We start from the raw sequence: 20,018 nt of genomic DNA on the forward strand, positions 1-20,018 counted from the left end.
AGGGCGTACGTGACCATCATCGACAACACCTCGACGGTCCCCGCGCCGCGTGATGGCGGCCAGACCGGTCCGCTGCTCGAAGTCCGTGACCTGCACGTGGAGTTCCACACCCGTGACGGTGTCGCCAAGGCGGTGAACGGCGTCAACTACTCGGTCGACGCCGGTGAGACGCTGGCCGTGCTCGGCGAGTCCGGCTCCGGCAAGTCCGTCACCGCCCAGGCCATCATGGGCATCCTGGACATGCCGCCCGGCAAGATCCCGCGGGGCGAGATCCTCTTCCGCGGCCAGGACATGCTCAAGATGTCCAACGAGGAGCGCCGCAAGGTCCGCGGCCGGAAGATCGCGATGATCTTCCAGGACGCGCTGTCCTCCCTCAACCCGGTCCTCTCCGTGGGCTACCAGCTCGGCGAGATGTTCCGCGTGCACCACGGGCTCTCCAAGAAGGAGGCCAAGGCCAAGGCCATCGAGCTGATGGACAAGGTCAAGATCCCCGCCGCCAAGGCGCGGGTCTCGGACTACCCCCACCAGTTCTCCGGCGGTATGCGCCAGCGCATCATGATCGCCATGGCGCTCGCCCTGGAGCCGGACCTGATCATCGCGGACGAGCCCACCACGGCGCTCGACGTGACGGTCCAGGCCCAGGTCATGGACCTCCTCGCGGAGCTCCAGCGCGAGTACAACATGGGTCTGATCCTGATCACCCACGACCTCGGCGTCGTCGCCGACGTCGCGGACAAGATCGCGGTCATGTACGCCGGCCGGATCGTCGAGCAGGCGCCGGTGCACGAGCTGTACAAGCGCCCGGCCCACCCGTACACCCGCGGTCTGCTGGACTCGATCCCGCGCCTGGACCAGAAGGGCCAGGAGCTCTACGCGATCAAGGGCCTGCCGCCCAACCTGCTCCACGTGCCCACCGGCTGCGCCTTCAACCCGCGCTGCCCGAAGGCCGAGGACATCTGCCGTACGGAGATCCCGGCCCTGGCGCCGGTCACCGAGCAGGACGGCGCCGATCTGCCGGGCCGCAAGAGCGCCTGCCACTTCTGGAAGGAGACGATCCATGGCTGAGCTCAGCAAGAACGAGGAGGCCGTGGCCGCGGCGCTCGACGCACCCGTCAAGCGCGGTGAGCCGATCCTCCAGGTGCGCAACCTGCAGAAGCACTTCCCGCTGACGCAGGGCATCCTCTTCAAGAAGCAGGTCGGTGCGGTCAAGGCCGTGGACGGGGTCTCCTTCGACCTCTACCAGGGTGAGACGCTGGGCATCGTCGGCGAGTCCGGCTGTGGCAAGTCCACGGTCGCCAAGCTGCTGATGAACCTGGAGCGGGCCACCGCCGGCGAGGTCTTCTACAAGGGCCAGGACATCACCCGGCTGTCCGGGCGCGCCCTCAAGGCCGTCCGCCGCAACATCCAGATGGTGTTCCAGGACCCGTACACCTCGCTGAACCCGCGCATGACGGTCGGCGACATCATCGGCGAGCCCTTCGACATCCACCCCGAGGTGGCCCCGAAGGGCGACCGGCGCCGCAAGGTGCAGGAGCTGCTCGACGTCGTCGGTCTGAACCCGGAGTACATCAACCGGTACCCGCACCAGTTCTCCGGCGGTCAGCGCCAGCGCATCGGCATCGCCCGGGGCCTCGCGCTCAACCCGGAGATCATCATCTGCGACGAGCCGGTCTCGGCCCTGGACGTCTCCGTCCAGGCGCAGGTCATCAACCTGATGGAGAAGCTGCAGGACGAGTTCAACCTGTCCTACATCTTCATCGCGCACGACCTGTCGATCGTCCGGCACATCTCCGACCGCGTCGGCGTGATGTACCTCGGCAAGATGGCCGAGATCGGCACGGACACCGAGATCTACGAGCACCCGACCCACCCGTACACGCAGGCGCTGCTCTCCGCGGTGCCGGTGCCGGACCCGGAGGCCCGCGCGCACCGCGAGCGGATCATCCTCACCGGTGACGTGCCCTCGCCGGCCAACCCGCCGTCGGGCTGCCGCTTCCGCACCCGTTGCTGGAAGGCGCAGGAGAAGTGCAGCACCGAGATCCCGCTCCTCGCGGTCCCGGAGCGCTTCCGCGGCCTGGACACCCCGGCCGCGCACGAGTCCGCGTGCCACTTCGCCGAGGAGAAGACGGTCCTTCCCGTCTGACCCACCGGGCGTACGAGGCCCCCGGCACCCGCAAGGGTGCCGGGGGCCTTCGTGTTGCCCCGTCCGGCGTGTCGCAGGACGGGCCGTTCATCCGGACGCCGTAAAAGTGCACTCCCGTCAATATCGGGTGATATTGGGGCCTAAGTCAGATTGAGGACATTCGGGAGGCACTCCATGCGCGGAGCCACGCACGCCAAGTGGGCCGCTCTGGCCACCGCCGTCGCCCTCGCGGCGACCGCTTGCGGTGGGGGCGACGACAGCGGCGGCGGAGGGGCCAACGGCACCGTGAGCTCCTCCTGGGGCGACCCGCAGAACCCACTGGAGCCGGCGAACACCAACGAGGTGCAGGGCGGCAAGGTCCTCTCCATGATCTTCCGGGGGCTCAAGCAGTACGACCCGAAGACCGGCGCGGCCAACAACATGCTGGCCGAGAAGATCGAGACCACCGACTCGACCAACTTCACCATCACGGTCAAGGACGGCTGGACCTTCTCCAACGGCGAGAAGGTCACCGCCAAGTCCTTCGTCGACGCCTGGAACTACGGCGCCCACCTGAAGAACAACCAGAAGAACGCCTACTTCTTCGGCTACATCGAGGGCTACAGCCAGGTCCACCCGGACAAGGGCGAGCCGACCGCCGCCACCCTGTCCGGACTGAAGGTCGTCAACGATTCGACCTTCACGGTCAAGCTGTCGCAGAAGTTCTCGACCTTCCCCGACACCCTCGGCTACGTGGCCTTCGCCCCGCTGCCCCAGGCCTTCTACGACGACCACGCCGGCTGGCTCTCCAAGCCGGTCGGCAACGGCCCGTACACCGTGGACTCCTACGCCAAGGGCTCCCAGATGGTGCTCAAGAAGTGGGACGGCTACCCCGGCACGGACAAGGCCCAGAACGGCGGCATCACCCTCAAGGTCTACACGGACAACAACACCGCCTACACCGACCTGACGGCCGGCAACCTCGACCTCGTCGACGACATTCCCGCCTCGCAGCTCAAGAACGTCTCCGCCGACCTCGGCGACCGGTACATCAACACCCCGGCCGGCATCATCCAGACGCTCGCCTTCCCCTTCTACGACCCGGCCTGGAACAAGCCCGGACAGGAGAAGCTGCGCACCGGCCTGTCCATGGCGATCGACCGCAAGCAGATCACCCAGACGATCTTCCAGAACACCCGCACGCCCGCCCAGGACTGGACCTCGCCGGTGCTCGGCGCCGAAGGCGGCTTCAAGGACATCTGCGCGGCGTCCTGCGTGTACAACCCCACCGAGGCGAAGAAGCTGGTCGCCGAGGGCGGCGGCATCCCCGGCGGCACCATGAAGATCTCGTACAACGCCGACACCGGTTCCCACAAGGAGTGGGTGGACGCCGTCTGCAACTCCATCAACCGCGCCCTCGGCAACAACAAGGCCTGCGTCGGCAACCCGATCGGCACCTTCGCCGACTACCGCAACCAGGTCACCCAGTCGAAGCTGAACGGGCCCTTCCGGGCCGGCTGGCAGATGGACTACCCGCTCATCCAGAACTTCCTCCAGCCGCTGTACTTCACCGGCGCCTCGTCCAACGACGGCAAGTACACCAACCCCGAGTTCGACAAGCTGGTCAACCAGGCCAACGCCGAGACCGACACCACCAAGGCCGTCGGGCTCTTCCAGCAGGCCGAGACCGTGCTGAAGAACGACATGGGCGCCATCCCGCTCTGGTACCAGAACGGCAGCGCCGGCTACTCGGAGCAGGTCGAGAACGTGATGCTCAACCCGTTCAGCGTCCCGGTCTACGACCAGATCAAGGTCAAGTGACGTCGTAGCAGGTCGGCGGCGTACGGCCCGGCCAGCGGAGCTCCGCGCCGGGCCGTACGTGCTCCTCCCGCCCGCCCTTCCGCCTTCCTCCCCCCTTCCCGGAGGCTTCCATGGGTCGATACGTGATCCGGCGGCTGCTGCAGATGATCCCGGTCTTCTTCGGCGCCACGCTGTTGATCTTCCTGATGGTGAACGTGATGGGCGACCCCATCGCCGGACTCTGCGGCGACCGGGCGTGCGACCCGGCGACCGCCGCCCAGCTGCAGAAGGAGTTCGGTCTCGACAAGCCGGTCTGGCAGCAATACCTGATCTACATGGGCAACGTCTTCACCGGAGACTTCGGCACCGCCTTCAACGGACAGCCCGTCACCGAGCTGATGGCCAGCGCCTTCCCGGTCACCATCCGGCTCACCATCGTCGCGATCTTCTTCGAGATCGTCATCGGCATCAGCCTGGGCGTCCTCACCGGCCTCAAGCGCGGCCGGCCCGTCGACACCACCGTGCTGCTGCTGACCCTGGTCGTGCTCTCCATCCCCACCTTCGTCACCGGTCTGCTGGTCCAGCTGCTGCTCGGCGTGAAGTGGGGCTGGATCAAACCGGCGGTGTCGCCCGAGGCGCCCTTCAACGAGCTGATCGTCCCCGGCCTGGTCCTCGCCTCCGTGTCGCTCGCGTACGTCACCCGGCTCACCCGGACCTCGATCGCCGAGAACAAGCGCGCCGACTACGTCCGCACCGCCGTCGCCAAGGGCCTCCCACGCCGCCGGGTCATCACCCGCCACCTGCTGCGCAACAGCCTGATCCCCGTGGTGACCTTCATCGGCGCCGACATCGGCGCGCTGATGGGCGGCGCCATCGTCACCGAACGGATCTTCAACATCCACGGCGTCGGCTACCAGCTCTACCAGGGCATCGTCCGGCAGAACACCCAGACCGTCGTCGGCTTCGTGACCATCCTCGTCCTGGTGTTCCTCCTGGCCAACCTGCTGGTCGACCTCCTGTACGCCGTCCTTGACCCGAGGATTCGCTATGCCTGAGCCGCTTGAACCGTTTGAGCCGCTTGAGTCGTACGGCGCCGAGGGGCGGGCCATCGCCTCCACCGGAGCCGGGGGCGCCTCCGACCTGGCCACGGCCGAGGCCGAGACCTTGGAGCCGCGTCCCACCACCGCCCCCGGCGGTCCGGAAGGCAGCGGCCCCGACCGCAAGGCGCGCTCCCTGTGGTCCGACGCCTGGCACGACCTGCGCCGCAACCCGGTCTTCATCGTGTCCGCGCTGATCATCCTCTTCCTGGTGGTCATCTCCATCTGGCCCTCGCTGATCGCCTCCGGCGACCCCCTCGACTGCGACCTGTCCAAGGCGCAGGAGGGCTCCCAGCCCGGCCACCCCTTCGGCTTCAACGGCCAGGGCTGCGACGTCTACACCCGGACCGTCTACGGCGCCCGCACCTCCGTCACCGTCGGCGTCCTCGCCACCCTCGGCGTCGCGATCCTCGGCAGCGCCCTCGGCGGCCTCGCCGGCTTCTTCGGCGGCGCCTGGGACGGCGTCCTGTCGCGCATCACGGACGTCTTCTTCGCCATCCCGGTCGTCCTCGGCGGCCTGGTGCTGCTGTCCGTGGTGACCAGCGCCACCGTCTGGCCCGTCATCGGCTTCATGGTGCTGCTCGGCTGGCCCCAGCTCTCCCGCATCGCCCGGGGCTCCGTCATCACGGCCAAACAGAACGACTACGTCCAGGCCGCCCGCGCCCTCGGCGCCTCCAACTCCCGGATGCTGCTGCGCCACATCGCGCCGAACGCCGTCGCCCCCGTGATCGTCGTCGCGACCATCGCGCTCGGCACCTACATCTCCCTGGAGGCGACCCTGTCGTACCTCGGCGTCGGGCTGAAGCCGCCGACGGTGTCCTGGGGCATCGACATCTCCTCGGCCTCGCAGTACATCCGCAACGCCCCGCACATGCTGCTCTGGCCGGCCGGCGCGCTCGCCGTCACGGTGCTCGCCTTCATCATGCTCGGCGACGCGGTGCGCGACGCCCTCGACCCCAAGCTGAGGTAGCGGACCATGCTGCTCGAAGTGCGTGACCTGCACGTGGAGTTCCACACCCGCGAGGGGGTGGCCAAGGCGGTCAACGGCGTCAACTACTCGGTCGACGCGGGGGAGACCCTCGCGGTGCTCGGCGAGTCGGGCTCCGGCAAGTCCGTCACCGCCCAGGCCGTCATGGGCATCCTCGACATGCCCCCCGGGAAGATCAGTGGCGGCGAGATCCTCTTCCAGGGGAAGGACCTGCTCAAGCTGAAGGAGGAGGAGCGCAGGAAGATCCGCGGCGCCAAGATGGCGATGGTCTTCCAGGACGCGCTCTCCTCCCTCAACCCGGTGGTCAGCGTGGGCGATCAGCTCGGCGAGATGTTCCAGGTGCACCGCGGGATGTCGAGGAAGGACTCCCGGGTCAAGGCCGTCGAGCTGATGGACCGGGTCCGCATCCCGGCCGCCAAGGAACGGGTCGGGCAGTACCCGCACCAGTTCTCCGGCGGCATGCGGCAGCGCATCATGATCGCGATGGCGCTCGCCCTCGAACCCGAGCTGATCATCGCCGACGAGCCGACCACCGCCCTCGACGTCACCGTCCAGGCCCAGGTGATGGACCTGCTCGCCGAGCTCCAGCGCGAGCTCAACATGGGGCTCATCCTGATCACCCACGACCTCGGCGTGGTCGCCGACGTCGCCGACAAGATCGCCGTCATGTACGCGGGCCGGATCGTCGAACAGGCCCCGGTCCACGAGATCTACAAGGCCCCCGCCCACCCGTACACGCGCGGCCTGCTGGACTCGATCCCGCGGCTCGACCAGAAGGGCCAGGAGCTCTACGCGATCAAGGGCCTGCCGCCCAACCTGCTCGCCATCCCGTCCGGCTGCGCCTTCAACCCGCGCTGCCCGCTCGCCCAGGACGTGTGCCGCACCGACGTGCCGCCGCTGTACGACGTGACCGAATCGCCCGTACCGCGGTCGAGCGCCTGCCACTTCTGGAAGGAGTGCCTCCATGGCTGAGGCGATTCTCCAGGTCCGCGACCTGGTCAAGCACTACCCGCTGACCCAGGGCATCCTCTTCAAGAAGCAGGTCGGCGCGGTCAAGGCGGTGGACGGCGTCGACTTCGACCTCGCCGCGGGCGAGACCCTCGGCATCGTCGGCGAGTCCGGCTGCGGCAAGTCGACGGTGGCCAAGATGCTGGTCAACCTGGAGCGGCCGACCGCCGGCTCCATCTCGTACAAGGGCGAGGACCTCACCACGATGTCCCCGCGCGCCCTCAAGGCGGTGCGCCGCAACATCCAGATGGTGTTCCAGGACCCGTACACCTCGCTGAACCCGCGCATGACGGTCGGCGACATCATCGGGGAGCCGTACGAGATCCACCCGGAGGTCGCGCCCAAGGGCGACCGGCGCCGCAAGGTCCAGGACCTGCTCGACGTCGTCGGCCTCAACCCGGAGTACATCAACCGCTATCCGCACCAGTTCTCCGGCGGCCAGCGCCAGCGCATCGGCATCGCCCGCGGCCTCGCCCTGCAGCCCGAGATCATCGTGGCCGACGAGCCCGTCTCGGCCCTGGACGTCTCCGTCCAGGCCCAGGTGGTCAACCTGCTGGAGCGGCTCCAGAACGAGTTCAGCCTGTCGTACGTCTTCATCGCGCACGACCTGTCGATCGTCCGGCACATCTCCGACCGGGTCGGCGTCATGTACCTCGGCCGGATCGTGGAGATCGGATCCGACGCGCAGATCTACGACCACCCCACCCACCCGTACACCCAGGCGCTGCTCTCCGCGGTGCCGGTCCCCGACCCCGAGGCGCGCGCGCACCGCGAGCGGATCATCCTCACCGGCGACGTGCCCTCACCGGCGAACGTCCCCTCCGGCTGCCGCTTCCGCACCCGCTGCTGGAAGGCCCAGGAGCGCTGCACCCTGGAGGTCCCGCTGCTCGCCGTCCCGGCGGTCTTCCGGCTGACCGACAGCCCGGCCAAGCACGACTCGGCCTGCCACTTCGCGGAGGAGAAGCAGGTCGTGGCACCGGAGAACGGCACCGCGACCGCGGCCACCCCGCCCGGCCCGGTGACTCCGGGCGGCCCGGTCACCCCGCCCGACCCGGTGACCCCGCCCGGCCCTGACACCCCCGAGACGCCGGACGCCCCGGAGGCGCCCCCGCAGGCTTAACGTCCGGGCAACTTCGTGGAATCGGATCCGATATACGGACGCGGGACGCTCGACAGCGTACGGCCGTGCGGGTGCCGTGGGACCGGTCGGGGCGCGCCATGTCGTCCCGACCGGTCGCTCCGCGAACCGACTTGACGCACCATCCCTCCGCATATGCGGAACCGCTTGTTTCAGCCGATGGCGACCGTGAGTATCGGCCCCGTGACTGTGACACGAACAGCACGTCTCTCCGGCGCCGCCCTGTGCGGCGCGCTCGCCCTCGTCATCGCCGTCTGGCTGCTGAGCGACCTGGCCGCCTTCCGGTCGCCCGCCGAACTCCTCTGGTACTGGGCGGGGGACCGGGCCTTCCTGCTCCGCCGCAGGGCCGCCACCTCGCTCGTCGACCCGCTGCTCCTCGTCGCCTACGTCGCCACCGCGCACGCCGCCCTGCGCTCCTCGCTCGCCGGGCCGGCCCTCGCCGTCACGGGGCTCACCACCCTCGCGCTGCGGCTGCCCGGCCTGTGGGCCGCCGGCGTCGACGCCCTGGTCACCAGCCTGCTCGCGCTCGCCCTCGCCGCCGGGCTCGTCGTCACCGCCGCCGCCGGCCGGCGCGAGGCCCACGAGGGGGAGCCCGGCGGCCCGGACCGCCCGCGCACCGGACCCGCCGTCGCCGCCGGGACGCTCTGCGGGCTCGCCGCCCTGGTCTGGACGGCCTGGGAGGTGCACTGGGCGAGTGCGCTGCCGGCCGAGTTCACCGTCGACCGGTTCACCGGCGGGCGCTCCCTGCTGCTGCCCGCGCTCGCCGTCCCGCCCGGCTGGCTCGACGTCGTGCTGACCCTGCTGCTGGCCGCGGCCGCGGGCAGCGCCCTCACCCGGGCCCGGCACGCCCGGCCGGTCGGCCTGCTCGCCGGACTGCTGCTCACCGGCTGGGGGACCGGGGGCGTGGCCACCGCGCTGCGCGCCGGCTGGTTCGGCGACTTCCCGCAGCTGGAGACCGACGCCCTGCTCTCCGTCCTCACCTCGGTCTTCGCCGTCCTCGCCGGGACCGCCGTCATGGTGCTGCTGGCGCGGCCGGGGGAGCGGCGCAGCTCCCCGTACCGGCCCGCCGCCGCCCTGCCCCCGGCGCCGCCCGCGCAGCCGCCGCCCGGCTGGTGATCAGCCCAGGCCCAGCGCCCGCCTGAGGAAGTCCACCTGGAGCAGCAGCAGGTTCTCCGCCACCTGCTCCTGCGGCGTCATGTGCGTGACGCCCGACAGCGGCAGCACCTCGTGCGGGCGGCCGGCGGCCAGGAGCGCGGAGGAGAGCCGCAGGGTGTGCGCCACCACCACGTTGTCGTCGGCGAGGCCGTGGACGATCAGCATCGGCCGGGCCGGCTCCACCGCCCCGCTCAGCCCCTCGTCGGTCACCAGCGAGTTCGCCGCGTAGACGGCCGGCTCCTCGTCCGGGTGGCCCAGATACCGCTCGGTGTAGTGGGTGTCGTAGAGCCGCCAGTCCGTGACCGGGGCGCCCACCACGGCCGCGTGGAAGACGTCGGGTCGGCGCAGCGCCGCCAGGGCGGCCAGGTATCCGCCGTACGACCAGCCGCGGACGGCCACCCGCCCGAGGTCGAGCGGGAAGCGGCCGGCGAGCCCGTGGAGCGCCTCGATCTGGTCGTCGAGGGTGCCGGCGAAGTCCCGGCTGACCGACTTCTCCCAGGCGGGGGAGCGGCCCGGCATGCCGCGCCCGTCGGCGACGATCACGGCGAAGCCCTGCTCGGCGAACCACCGGGAGGTCAGATACGGGTTGTGCGCGGCGACCACCCGCTGCCCGTGCGGCCCCCCGTACGGGTCCAGGAGCACCGGCAGCGGACCGTCGCCCTCCGACCAGCCCGAGGGCAGCAGCACCGCGCACGGGATCCGCCGCGCGCCCGCCTCGACCAGCCGCACCCCGGCCGCGAGCGGGGGAGTCTGCGCGTACGAGGCGACCTCGGCGACCGTCTTCCCGTCCCGCAGCACCCGCGCCACGCTCCCCGGAACGTCCGGCCGGGCCGAGGACAGCACCGTCACCGCACCGGAACGCACCGCTCCGTGCACCCCGGCGCCCTCCGAGACCCGCTCGGCGCCCCCGCTGCCCCCGATCCCCACCCGGTACACATGGATCTCACCGATCTCGGAAGCCTCCGCGGCCTCACCCGCCGACGCCGAGATCAGGACATCTTCCGCGCCCACGTCCAGCACCGCGCGGACATGGAGCGTCCCGTCCGTCCGCGCCCGCTCCCCGACCGCGAGCACCCGCGCCCCGCCCTCGTCGGCGATCCGCACCAGCCGCCCGTCCGGCGTCCGGGCCGGGACCCCCGTGAACAGCTCCAGCCACGCCGGATCCTCCTCCCGGCGCACCTCCCGCGTCGCCCCCGACTCCGGGTCGACCTCCAGATACGCCTGCGTGCGCTGGTCCCGGGCCTGGACGAGCAGCAGCGGCGCGCCGTCGCCCGACCAGTGCACCCGGGCCAGGTACGGGAACGCGGCCCGGTCCCACACCACCTCCGTCCGGGCCCCCGCGAGGTCCACAAGGAACAGCCCGACCTCCGCGTTGGGCGTGCCCGCCGCCGGGTAGGCCACCGCGTGCGGAGCCCGCTCCGGGTGCGCCGGATCGGCGATCCACCAGCGCCGCACCGGCCGTTCGTCCACCCGCGCCACCAGCAGCCGGTCCGAGGACGGCGCCCACCAGAAGCCCCGGCTGCGGCTCATCTCCTCCGAGGCCGCGAACTCCGCCAGGCCGTAGCTGACCCCCTCCGCCTCGGGCTCGACCAGCGCCCGGTCCCCGCCCGCCGCGGAGCCCGGGTCGGTGCCCGTGACCCGCAGCGCCCCGCCCGCCGCGTACGCCACGTACCGCCCGTCCGGCGAGGGCCGCGGGTCGACCACCGGACCCGGCACGGGCAGTTCGCCCGCCGTGCCCGCCCGCAGCTCCGCCACGAACAGACGTCCGGACAGCGCGAAGGCCGCCAACTCCACGGCCCCGTCCACGGCATAGCCCACGATCCCGCCCGAGCCCTCCCGGCTGCGCTCCCGGCGGGCCCGCTCCTCCGCGGACAACTCCTCCTCCGCGCCCGCGAGCAGCGCCCGCGGATCGGCCGCCAGGCGCTCGGCCGGGGCGCCGGCACCGCCGGCCCCTCCGAGGTCCAGCACCCACAGCCCGTGCGAGCGGTCCGTCCCCGAGGAGGACCGGACGAACACCACCCGCTCGCCGTCCGGGGACACGCTGAAGGCGCGCGGGGCGCCGAGCGTGAACCGCTGCGTCCGCGCGGACCGGCGGGGGAACGACAGGGAGTCTCGTGACGAAGTCATGTGACCGAAACTAGCGTCCGTGCGCCCCCTCATGCCCCCGTACACCGATCGATGCGATGGCACGGATAGTTATGATCCGTAGCGCTAGGTGGGTATGCATCCCCTGGCACATGCCAACTGAAGGTCCGACCCGAAGAAGTATGGAGGTGAACCGCCGTGGCACTCTCGATTTCGGTGGTTGTGCTGCTGGCGATCGTCGTCTTCCTGCTCATCCGGAAATCCGGGCTCAAAGCCGGACACGCGGCGATCTGCGCGCTCCTCGGTTTCTACCTCGCGAGCTCGTCCATCGCCCCGTCCATCAGCACGCTCACCACGAACGTGGCCAGCATGATCGGCGGACTGAAGTTCTGACCTGCCGCTCCGCCGGTGGTCCCGCCTCGTAGGGTGGGGCCATGACGGTTCTCCCTGCCCGTCGTCTGCTCCTGGTGCACGCCCACCCGGACGACGAGTCGATCAACAACGGCGCCACCATGGCCAGGTACGCGGCCGAGGGCGCCCAGGTCACCCTGGTGACCTGCACCCTGGGCGAGGAGGGCGAGGTCATCCCGCCCGAACTCGCCCACCTGGCACCCGACCGGGAGGACCGGCTCGGCGAGCACCGGGTCGGTGAGCTCGACGCCGCGATGAAGGAGCTGGGCGTCACCGACCACCGCTTCCTCGGCGGCCCGGGGCGCTTCCGCGACTCCGGAATGATGGGCGCCGAACAGAACAGGCGCCCGAACGCCTTCTGGAACACGGACGTCGACACCGCCGCGCCGTACCTCGTCGAGGTGATCCGCGAGACCCGCCCGCAGGTCCTCGTCACCTACGACCCCGAAGGCGGCTACGGCCACCCCGACCACATCCAGGCCCACCGGGTCGCCACCCGCGCCGCCGAGCTGGCCGCCGACCCCGCCTACCGGCCCGAGCTCGGCCCCGCCCACGCCATCGCCAAGATCTACTGGAACCGGCTCCCGCGCCCGGTCGTCGAGGCCGGCTTCGCGCGGCTGCGCGCCGAGGGCTCGGCCTTCCCGGCCGACGCGGAGATCGGCGACCTGCCCGGCGTCGTCGACACCGGCCGGATCACCACCGAGATCGACGGCGGCAGCGCCCACGCGGCCCGCAAGACCGCGGCCATGCGCGCCCACGTCACCCAGATCGCCGTCGACGGGCCCTTCTTCGCGCTCTCGAACAACCTGGGCCAGCCGATCTTCACCACCGAGTACTACGAGCTGGTCCACGGGGTGTCCGGCGCGCCCGCGGGCGAACGCGAGACCGATCTGTTCGCCGGAGTCGTCTCGTGAAGGGGCGTTACGTCTGGTACGCGGTCCTCGTCGTCCTCGGCGCCCTCGTCGGGGCGGCCGGCTCCCTGGTCCAAGCCGCCTGGTTCCCGGCCGGGTTGCTGCTCGCCCTGCTCGCCTCCGCCGCCGTGTTCTACGGCGGCCGGATCGCCACCGGCACCCAGCTGGGCGTCGCGGCCTCCGGCGGCGGTTGGCTGATCGCCATCGTGGTGCTCAGCTTCGGGCGCCCGGAGGGTGACGGCCTGTTCGGCGGTGGACTCGGGGAGATGGTCTTCCTGCTCGGCGGCATGGCCGTCGCTGTGATGTGCGCCACGATGAACCGTCTGTCCCGACCGACCCCGTGAGCAGGCCCACTTGACCGGGCCGTGACCCGACGGCCGGGCCGGACATCCCCCGGTCCGGCCTGACTTCGGCCGGATTGCCCATGGCCGATCCACGCCGGGTCGGGTACAGAGCGGCGGCGGCCAGTATGGTGGTGCGCGCCGTCGACCGCCCCGATCAGCATGAGCATCAGCAAGAGCGGGCGGCGGAGCCAACCGGGAGATCCTGCTTTGAGTCGTGAAACTGGTCGAGAGACTGACAGTTCGTCCTCCGGCGCCCAGGCGCGCGGCGGGGCCGCGTACCCCTCGGGCACCCCTCCGTACGGGATCCGCCCGGGCCAGGAGGCGATGGAGGAGGCCCCCGCGGCCTCCGCACCGCCGGAGGAGCCCAAGACCGAGACCACGCTGACGACCCGTATCCGGATCAACATCCCGGGTTCGCGTCCGATCCCGCCCGTGGTCGTCCGCAAGCCGGTCGCCGACGCCGGCCCCGAAGCCCAGGCCCAGGCCCAGGCCCAGGCCCAGGCCCAGGCCCAGGTCCAGGCCCCCGCCCCGGTGGCCGAGCCGGAGCCGCCGCGTCCGGAGCCGGTGCCCGAGCCCGAGCCGGCCGCCCCGGCCGAGCCGCCCCGGGCGGAGGAGAAGCCCACCAGCGACTGGTTCGCCCCGCGCAAGCCGGCCGCGGCCGCCCCCGCCCCGAAGCCCGCCGCCCAGGCCCCCGCGCCGGGCCCGCTCACGGCCCCGGCGCCCACGCCGGCCGCCGCCGCGCCCGGCTTCGCCGGCGGCTCCGCCTCCGACGGCGTCCCGTCGGCCGCGAGCACCACCCAGAGCATGCCGATCGTCACGCCGCTGACCGGCGGCCCCGGCCACACGCCCGCGGGCGGCACGCCGGTGTTCGACCCCGGTGCCGGGAACCCGCTCTACGACAGCGGCCCGGGCCACACGCCCGCCGCCGGCACGCCCGTCGTCACCCCGCCCTCCGGCCCGACCACCGGCCCCGTCACCGGCGGCAGCCCGGTCGTCGGCCCCGGCCACCCGCGGGGCGGCGCCCCGGCGAACGGGACGCCCGGGATGCCCGGCATGACCGACGCGCTGCGCATGTCGGACGACACCGCGGTCCTGACGCCGCAGAGCCCCGCGCCGCACGACGGCGCCTACGTCTCGGGCGCCACGCTCACCAGCGGCATCCCGGTCGTCCCGCCGGCCTCGGCACCGGGCCCGGACCTGACCCCGCGGATCCCCGAGCGGCAGGGCGCGCCCTTCGACGGCGGCTACGACTCCTTCGACGAGCCCGACGCCTACGCCGAGCCCGCGCCCGCCCCGGCCCGCAAGCCCGCCCCGGCCCCCGCCAAGAAGGGCCGCTCCAAGCTGGTCCTCGTCGGCGTCGGCGTGGTCGGCCTCGTGGGTGTCGCCTACGGCGCCGGACTCCTCCTGAACCACTCCGACGTCCCCAAGGGCACCACCGTGCTCGGCGTGGACATCGGCGGCGGCACCAAGGAGGAGGCGGTCGGCAAGCTGGAGGCGGCCCTGGGCAAGCGCGCCCACGCCCCGCTCCGGCTCGACGTCGGCGGCAGGAAGACCGAGCTCGCCCCCGACAAGGCGGGCCTCGCCCTCGACGCGCAGGAGACCGTGCGCGCCGCCGCCGGCAGCGACTACAACCCGATGTCGGTCATCGGCTCCCTCTTCGGCGGCGAGCGGGTCGCCCAGCCGGTCTTCCCGGTCGACGAGGAGAAGCTGGGCGTCGCCCTCACCGACCTGGCCGGCAGCTCCGGATCGGCCACCGAGGGCACGATCGTCTTCTCCCCCGGCAAGGTCACCGCCGTCGAGGGCAAGCCGGGCAAGGGCCTGGACGTCCAGCGCTCGATGATCGCCGTCAAGGACGCCTACCGCGCCCAGGTCGAGACGGGCGCGGCGAAGTCCGTCGCGCTCCCCGTCGTCACCCGGCAGCCCACCGTCACCAAGGCCGAGCTGGACCGGGCGATGAAGGAGTTCGCCGAGCCCGCGATGTCCGGCCTCATCCGGATCAAGGCGGGTACGAAGCAGATCGACTTCGGCCCGGCCCGGTCCCTGCCGAAGATCCTGTCCATGCGGGCCGTCGACGGGAAGCTGGTCGAGGTCTACAACAAGGAAGCGATCACCGACCTCCTCGACGGCGTCTTCGCCGGGGTCATGATCACCAAGGGCGACGGCAGCAAGCACGAGGTCTCCGCCGACGACGTGGCCTTCGTGATGCGCGACGCCCTGCGCGGCAAGGGCCTGGCCGAGCGCACCAAGACGATCGACCTCAACGGCGAGGGCTGACCCCCGCAGACGGAGACCGCGGTACGGGGGGAGGTCCTACCACTCGCCCCCGTACCGCGCCTTCCTGGCCCGCAGCCAGGCCCGGACCTCCCGGGTCTCGCCCGCGGACGCCGCCCGCAGGTCCTCGGCCCGCACCGTCGCCACGTAGTGCACGAACCGGACCCGCCGGTGCCGTCCGTCCACGCCGATGACCTTGCCGGGGCCGTACACGTCCGTGCCCGTGTGGGCGACGAAGCTGCCGGGACCGTGGGGGGTTTCCATCGCGCGCCTTCCGCTCGTGACGTCCCTCTGCGACGTCCTGGTCCCACCCTGGCGCGGATCACCCCGCCCCCACAGCGCTACACGCCCCTGGAGGGTGGCCTGTCGGCCAGGAGGGGCGCGCCCGGCCCCCGTGGGCCTCAGTTGAGCAGCGCGCGGGCCGCCTTCGCCCGCTGCCGGATCGCCTCGGCGGCGCTCGGCTCCACCGCGTCCATGACCGTCGCGTACGCCTCCATCTCGACCGCCCCGGTGAGGAAGTCGCCGCGCTGGACGAGCAGCTCCGCGCGCTCGTAGCGCAGCCGCGCCGGGTGGGAGGGCAGCATCAGGGAGAGGTCGACCGCCCACAGGGCGACGTCCGAGCACTCGGGGCGGGTGCTGGCCCAGGCCCGGATGTTGTTCAGGACCCGCAGCACGATCGCGGTGGGCGAGGCGGGGCGCAGCATCGACGGGTCGAGCGCCTCGCCGGTGGCGCCCGCGACGAGGAGTTCGGCGTCCGCGCCGGTCATCGCCCGGCCGCCGGCGAACGGGTCGGCCAGGTGGAGGTCGCCCGGGTCGCCGAAGCCGACGACGAAGTGGCCGGGCAGGCCGAGCCCGTAGACGTGCGCCCCGGCCCGGCGGGCGACCTCCATCCACACCACCGACAGCAGGATCGGCAGCCCGCGGCGGCGCCGCAGCACCTCGTGGAGGAGGGAGGACTCGAGCCGCTGGTAGTCGGCGGGCACGCCCTGGAAGCCCTCACGGCGCCCGAGCAGCTCCGAGAGCGCCGCGACCCACGCGTCGGCCCCGCGCGTCCCGTACGGCACGAGTCCGGCGAGCCGGTCCAGCTCGATCTCCGCCGCGTCCAGGTCGGCCTGGGTCACCGAGGGGTCGGCCACCGCGCCGACCAGCAGGCAGAGGCGGGCGAGGTCGGGCTGCTCCGCCCTGGCCTCCTCCGCGAACTCCCGCCGCCAGTCGGTCATGCGCCCGTCCATCGGTAGTGGTGGTAGTGGTGGTGGACCGCGAAGCCCATCCCGTCGTACAGCGCCCTGGCGGCGTCGTTGTCCGCCTCCACCTGGAGCCAGGCGGCCGACGCGCCCTCGTCGAGCGCCCGGCGGGCGAGCGCCGTCATGACGGACGTGGCCAGGCCGCGGCGCCGGTGGGCGGGGTCGACCTCGACCGCCATGAACCCGGCCCAGCGCCCGTCCACCACACAGCGTCCGATCGCCGCCGGTATGTCTCCCGTGCCCGGTACGGAGGCGAACCACACACTCGGGCCGCTGCCGAGCACCTGCAGGACCTGCGGGCCGGGCTCGCCGAAGCGCTGGTAGCGGCGCAGCCAGTCCTCGCCGAAGGAGCGGTCGAGCCGGACCGCGTCGACGTCGGCGTCGGTGTCGCCGATCGGGGCGAGCGCCGCGATCCGCACCTCGGCGGAGACCTCCCGCCGCCAGTCCCGCCGCTCCAGCTCGGCGCAGAGCAGCTCCTGGGCGTCCGCGGCGCCGGTGGCGGCCTGGACGTAGGCGGGCAGCTCCCGGGCCGCGTACCACTCCCGTACGCGGTCGAGGGCGGCGTCCAGCGGCAGCCCCGGGTCGCCCAGCGGCAGCGCCGAGTTGGCCCGGCGGGTGAATCCGCCGGCCGCCCGCAGCGTCCACTCGCCGAGCGGCTCGCTCTCCAGCGGCTGCCAGGCGCGGGCGGTGGCGCGGGCGAGCTCGGGGAAGGTCGCGGCGGGCCCCCGGCGGCGGGCCGGGGCGGCGGGGACGGTCTTGCCGGCGACGAGGGCGGATTCCGCGATCCGGACGGCCTCACCGGTCCTGCGTGTGATCAGCAGCACACCCTCTTCCCACGATGTGAGAACACCGACCGCGTCCGTGAACCTCTCACCCGGCGCACCCGAGTCCGTCAGGTACCGCACGGAGACGCGTTTGCCCACGTCAGAGCGGCTTATGCGGACTTCGAGACGTCCTCCACCGGCGAATTCCACAGCTTCTTGGCCCCTCCTGTTCGGATCGCCCCCGAGAACGGAGATACTAGGGGCGGGCATCGACGACGCCGCGCTCCCGCGCAGACCAGCCCTATCGAGGAGGAACGACAGCGTGACCTACGTCATCGCGCAGCCTTGTGTCGACGTGAAGGACAAGGCGTGCATCGAGGAGTGCCCCGTCGACTGCATCTACGAGGGCCAGCGGTCCTTGTACATCCACCCGGACGAATGCGTCGACTGCGGGGCCTGTGAGCCGGTCTGCCCGGTCGAGGCGATCTTCTACGAGGACGACACCCCGGACGAGTGGAAGGACTACTACAAGGCGAACGTCGAGTTCTTCGACGAGCTCGGTTCGCCCGGTGGTGCCTCCAAGCTGGGCCTGATCGAGCGGGACCACCCCTTCATCGCCGCCCTGCCGCCGCAGAACGGCTGATCATCCGCCCTCGGTCCCGTACGGCATCGTCCGCTGTACGGGACCGACGCGTTTGCCGACGCAGACGCCGACGCATCTCCCGCGTACGAAACGAGGAAGTGAGCCAACCCGTGAGCGCAGTCTCTTCGCGCCTGCCCGTCTTCCCCTGGGACAAGCTGGAGCCGTACAAGAAGACGGCGACGGCCCACCCGGACGGGATCGTGGACCTCTCCGTGGGCACTCCGGTCGACCCGGTCCCCGCGCTGATCCAGGAGGCCCTGGTCGCGGCGGCGGACTCGCCGGGCTATCCCACGGTGTGGGGCACGAAGGACCTGCGGGACGCGCTCACCGGCTGGTGCGAGCGGCGCCTGGGCGCCACGGGCTTCGCCCACGAGAACGTGCTGCCGGTGGTCGGCTCCAAGGAGCTGGTGGCCTGGCTGCCGACCCAGCTCGGCCTCGGCGCCGGCGACCGGGTCGCCTACCCGCGGCTCGCCTACCCGACGTACGAGGTGGGCGCGCGGCTGTGCGGCGCGGAGGCCGTCGTCTACGACGACCCGACCGAGCTGGACCCGGCCGGCCTGAAGCTGCTGTGGCTCAACTCCCCGTCCAACCCGACCGGCAGGGTCCTCGGCAAGGACGAGCTGACCCGGATCGTCGCCTGGGCGCGCGAGCACGGCGTCCTCGTCTTCTCCGACGAGTGCTACCTGGAGCTGGGCTGGGAGGCCGACCCGGTCTCGGTGCTGCACCCGGACGTCTCCGGCGGCTCGTACGAGGGCATCGTCGCCGTCCACTCGCTGTCCAAGCGCTCCAACCTGGCCGGCTACCGGGCCGCGTTCGTCGCGGGCGACGCGGCCGTCCTGGGGGAGCTGCTCCAGATCCGCAAGCACGGCGGCATGATGACCGCCGCCCCGGTCCAGGCGGCCACGGTCGCCGCGCTCGGCGACGACGCGCACGTGGCCGAGCAGCGCGAGCGGTACGCGGCCCGGCGCGCCGCCCTGCGCGCGGCGCTGGAGGCGCACGGCTTCCGGATCGAGCACAGCGAGGCCAGCCTCTACCTGTGGGCGACCCGCGACGAGCCCTGCTGGGACACGGTGGCCTACCTCGCGGAGAAGGGCGTCCTGGTGGCGCCCGGCGACTTCTACGGCGAGGCGGGCGGGCGTTTCGTGCGGGTCGCGTTCACGGCGACCGACGAGCGGGTCGAGGCCGCGGTCAAGCGCCTGGGCTGACCGGCGGACACGAGTGAGGGCCCGGGGGGCGGTGCTCCCCGGGCCCTCACGTGTGTGCGGCGGAGGTCAGCCGCCGATCGGCAGGCCGCCGCCGAGCGGGAGGGTCGGGGCGGGCACGCCCTGGACGGGCAGACCGCCCAGGCTGCCGCCGGTGGGGCCCTCGGCGCTCTCGGCGGCCGCGCCCGCGGTCTGGCCGACGACCTCGCCCGCGCTGCCGGCGGCGTCGCCCGCGACCTGCTGGGCGGCGGGGGTGGCGGTCTTGCCCGCCGTGCCCAGGGTCTTGCCGGCGGCCGGGACGGCCGTGCCGACGGCCTTGCTGCCGGTCTCGCCGACGACGCCGGTCGCGGTCTGCGAGGCGGTGTCGAGGGCGGAGCCGGTGGCGGCACCGTCGAGCTGGGTCAGACCCGGCAGGGCGCCGGTCGGGGCGAGGGACGGCTCCACGGCGCTCGCGGAGCCGGCCGCACCGACCACCGGCGCTGCTCCGGCCGCGACGAGCAGGGCGGCGCGGGCGATCCGACGGGTCAGGGGGAGGGACATGGTGCTCCTTCAGCGGAGGGGGCGTTTGCGGTTGGACGCAGTGACAACCGGCCGTGGGCAGGGGGAGGTTGCGGACGCCGAAGGCAAAGACTGGGTAATGCGTCGTATTGTCGGGTGGGGAGGAAAGCGGACGAACACGTCAATGCGCCGCTGCCTGCCGAACCGTCACTTCCCTTGCGCCGCAAGGGGATTGCCGTGACATGACACGCAGCGGGAAAGCTGCCCGGAGAGCTCTGCGGCGCGCGCGCCGGATGACACGTCCGGGGGACGGTCCGTACGACTGCCCGGGCGGTCT

At 72.2% G+C, this 20,018-nt stretch carries 19 protein-coding genes; 14 read left to right on the plus strand and 5 right to left on the minus strand.

Annotated features, from left to right (window positions below):
* Positions 1 to 9: 9 nt before the first annotated feature.
* The 8 genes from OG309_RS24380 to OG309_RS24415 all read left to right on the plus strand — a co-directional run bounded on the left by OG309_RS24380 (position 10) and on the right by OG309_RS24415 (position 9,269).
* A complete protein-coding gene (locus tag OG309_RS24380) occupies positions 10 to 1,065 on the plus strand; it encodes an ABC transporter ATP-binding protein (RefSeq protein WP_329423716.1) in 1,056 nt (351 codons plus the stop codon).
* Positions 1,058 to 2,143 (plus strand): ABC transporter ATP-binding protein, encoded by a 1,086-nt coding sequence (locus OG309_RS24385; RefSeq protein ID WP_329423719.1) that lies wholly within the window; start codon positions 1,058 to 1,060, stop codon positions 2,141 to 2,143. Before OG309_RS24380 ends, OG309_RS24385 begins: the two co-directional genes overlap by 8 nt.
* A 174-nt stretch (positions 2,144 to 2,317) precedes the next feature.
* Positions 2,318 to 3,943, plus strand: coding sequence for a peptide ABC transporter substrate-binding protein (locus OG309_RS24390; RefSeq protein WP_329423722.1), 1,626 nt, complete (start codon positions 2,318 to 2,320; stop codon positions 3,941 to 3,943).
* A 110-nt stretch (positions 3,944 to 4,053) separates the two neighbouring features.
* Entirely contained in the window at positions 4,054 to 4,977 is a 924-nt protein-coding gene (locus tag OG309_RS24395; RefSeq protein WP_329423725.1) for an ABC transporter permease, read from the plus strand.
* Positions 4,970 to 5,989 carry an ABC transporter permease gene (locus OG309_RS24400; protein WP_329423727.1) on the plus strand — a complete coding sequence of 340 codons (1,020 nt, stop codon included), beginning with the start codon at positions 4,970 to 4,972 and terminating at the stop codon, positions 5,987 to 5,989. The genes OG309_RS24395 and OG309_RS24400 overlap by 8 nt, the downstream gene beginning before the upstream one ends.
* A 6-nt stretch (positions 5,990 to 5,995) precedes the next feature.
* Entirely contained in the window at positions 5,996 to 6,979 is a 984-nt protein-coding gene (locus OG309_RS24405; RefSeq protein ID WP_329423728.1) for an ABC transporter ATP-binding protein, read from the plus strand.
* Positions 6,972 to 8,135 carry an ABC transporter ATP-binding protein gene (locus tag OG309_RS24410; RefSeq protein ID WP_329423730.1) on the plus strand — a complete coding sequence of 388 codons (1,164 nt, stop codon included), beginning with the start codon at positions 6,972 to 6,974 and terminating at the stop codon, positions 8,133 to 8,135. The genes OG309_RS24405 and OG309_RS24410 overlap by 8 nt, the downstream gene beginning before the upstream one ends.
* A gap of 201 nt (positions 8,136 to 8,336) precedes the next feature.
* Positions 8,337 to 9,269, plus strand: a complete 933-nt coding sequence (locus tag OG309_RS24415; protein WP_329423732.1) for a hypothetical protein — start codon at positions 8,337 to 8,339, stop codon at positions 9,267 to 9,269.
* Here the strand turns inward: OG309_RS24415 and OG309_RS24420 are convergent, their stop codons facing one another.
* On the minus strand, positions 9,270 to 11,435 hold the full coding sequence (locus OG309_RS24420; protein WP_329423734.1) for an alpha/beta fold hydrolase: 2,166 nt from the start codon (positions 11,433 to 11,435) through the stop codon (positions 9,270 to 9,272).
* Positions 11,436 to 11,591: 156 nt separating this feature from the next.
* Here OG309_RS24420 and OG309_RS24425 point away from each other — a divergent pair, with 156 nt between their 5' ends.
* The 4 genes from OG309_RS24425 (at position 11,592) to OG309_RS24440 (ending at position 15,333) form a co-directional block, all read left to right on the plus strand.
* Positions 11,592 to 11,786: a hypothetical protein gene (locus OG309_RS24425; RefSeq protein ID WP_046911704.1), complete on the plus strand. Its 195-nt coding sequence runs from the start codon at positions 11,592 to 11,594 to the stop codon at positions 11,784 to 11,786.
* A 41-nt stretch (positions 11,787 to 11,827) separates the two neighbouring features.
* Positions 11,828 to 12,718 carry an N-acetyl-1-D-myo-inositol-2-amino-2-deoxy-alpha-D-glucopyranoside deacetylase gene (gene mshB, locus OG309_RS24430; protein ID WP_329423737.1) on the plus strand — a complete coding sequence of 297 codons (891 nt, stop codon included), beginning with the start codon at positions 11,828 to 11,830 and terminating at the stop codon, positions 12,716 to 12,718.
* Positions 12,715 to 13,059, plus strand: coding sequence for a DUF6113 family protein (locus OG309_RS24435; RefSeq protein WP_329423738.1), 345 nt, complete (start codon positions 12,715 to 12,717; stop codon positions 13,057 to 13,059). Before mshB ends, OG309_RS24435 begins: the two co-directional genes overlap by 4 nt.
* Before the next feature lie 159 nt (positions 13,060 to 13,218).
* On the plus strand, positions 13,219 to 15,333 hold the full coding sequence (locus OG309_RS24440; RefSeq protein WP_443067589.1) for a hypothetical protein: 2,115 nt from the start codon (positions 13,219 to 13,221) through the stop codon (positions 15,331 to 15,333).
* Between the two features lie 36 nt (positions 15,334 to 15,369).
* Here the strand turns inward: OG309_RS24440 and OG309_RS24445 are convergent, their stop codons facing one another.
* From OG309_RS24445 to OG309_RS24455, 3 genes are all read right to left on the minus strand, one after another.
* A complete protein-coding gene (locus OG309_RS24445) occupies positions 15,370 to 15,594 on the minus strand; it encodes a hypothetical protein (RefSeq protein WP_329423742.1) in 225 nt (74 codons plus the stop codon).
* 137 nt (positions 15,595 to 15,731) lie between these two features.
* Positions 15,732 to 16,550 (minus strand): transglutaminase-like domain-containing protein, encoded by an 819-nt coding sequence (locus OG309_RS24450; protein ID WP_329423744.1) that lies wholly within the window; start codon positions 16,548 to 16,550, stop codon positions 15,732 to 15,734.
* Positions 16,547 to 17,548 (minus strand): GNAT family N-acetyltransferase, encoded by a 1,002-nt coding sequence (locus OG309_RS24455; RefSeq protein ID WP_329423746.1) that lies wholly within the window; start codon positions 17,546 to 17,548, stop codon positions 16,547 to 16,549. The genes OG309_RS24450 and OG309_RS24455 overlap by 4 nt, the downstream gene beginning before the upstream one ends.
* 112 nt (positions 17,549 to 17,660) lie before the next feature.
* Here OG309_RS24455 and fdxA point away from each other — a divergent pair, with 112 nt between their 5' ends.
* Both fdxA and OG309_RS24465 read left to right on the plus strand, forming a co-directional pair.
* Complete coding sequence (gene fdxA, locus OG309_RS24460; RefSeq protein ID WP_046911647.1) at positions 17,661 to 17,981, plus strand: ferredoxin; 321 nt, start codon at positions 17,661 to 17,663, stop codon at positions 17,979 to 17,981.
* A 110-nt stretch (positions 17,982 to 18,091) separates the two neighbouring features.
* Positions 18,092 to 19,186 (plus strand): bifunctional succinyldiaminopimelate transaminase/glutamate-prephenate aminotransferase, encoded by a 1,095-nt coding sequence (locus tag OG309_RS24465; RefSeq protein ID WP_329423748.1) that lies wholly within the window; start codon positions 18,092 to 18,094, stop codon positions 19,184 to 19,186.
* Positions 19,187 to 19,252: 66 nt separating this feature from the next.
* Here the strand turns inward: OG309_RS24465 and OG309_RS24470 are convergent, their stop codons facing one another.
* Positions 19,253 to 19,723 (minus strand): ATP-binding protein, encoded by a 471-nt coding sequence (locus OG309_RS24470; protein ID WP_329423749.1) that lies wholly within the window; start codon positions 19,721 to 19,723, stop codon positions 19,253 to 19,255.
* Positions 19,724 to 20,018: the final 295 nt, after the last annotated feature.

Origin of the sequence: Streptomyces sp. NBC_01268 (genome assembly GCF_036240795.1) — a bacterium.
GTDB lineage: Bacteria > Actinomycetota > Actinomycetes > Streptomycetales > Streptomycetaceae > Streptomyces.

Coding starts and splice junctions, on each gene's coding strand:
- OG309_RS24385 (WP_329423719.1), top strand. CDS start 1,058: ATGGCTGAGCTCAGCAAGAACGAGGAGGCCGTGGCCGCGGCGCTCGAC.
- OG309_RS24390 (WP_329423722.1), top strand. CDS start 2,318: ATGCGCGGAGCCACGCACGCCAAGTGGGCCGCTCTGGCCACCGCCGTC.
- OG309_RS24395 (WP_329423725.1), top strand. CDS start 4,054: ATGGGTCGATACGTGATCCGGCGGCTGCTGCAGATGATCCCGGTCTTC.
- OG309_RS24400 (WP_329423727.1), top strand. CDS start 4,970: ATGCCTGAGCCGCTTGAACCGTTTGAGCCGCTTGAGTCGTACGGCGCC.
- OG309_RS24405 (WP_329423728.1), top strand. CDS start 5,996: ATGCTGCTCGAAGTGCGTGACCTGCACGTGGAGTTCCACACCCGCGAG.
- OG309_RS24410 (WP_329423730.1), top strand. CDS start 6,972: ATGGCTGAGGCGATTCTCCAGGTCCGCGACCTGGTCAAGCACTACCCG.
- OG309_RS24420 (WP_329423734.1), bottom strand. CDS start 11,435: ATGACTTCGTCACGAGACTCCCTGTCGTTCCCCCGCCGGTCCGCGCGG.
- mshB (WP_329423737.1), top strand. CDS start 11,828: ATGACGGTTCTCCCTGCCCGTCGTCTGCTCCTGGTGCACGCCCACCCG.
- OG309_RS24440 (WP_443067589.1), top strand. CDS start 13,219: ATGAGCATCAGCAAGAGCGGGCGGCGGAGCCAACCGGGAGATCCTGCT.
- OG309_RS24445 (WP_329423742.1), bottom strand. CDS start 15,594: ATGGAAACCCCCCACGGTCCCGGCAGCTTCGTCGCCCACACGGGCACG.
- OG309_RS24450 (WP_329423744.1), bottom strand. CDS start 16,550: ATGACCGACTGGCGGCGGGAGTTCGCGGAGGAGGCCAGGGCGGAGCAG.
- OG309_RS24470 (WP_329423749.1), bottom strand. CDS start 19,723: ATGTCCCTCCCCCTGACCCGTCGGATCGCCCGCGCCGCCCTGCTCGTC.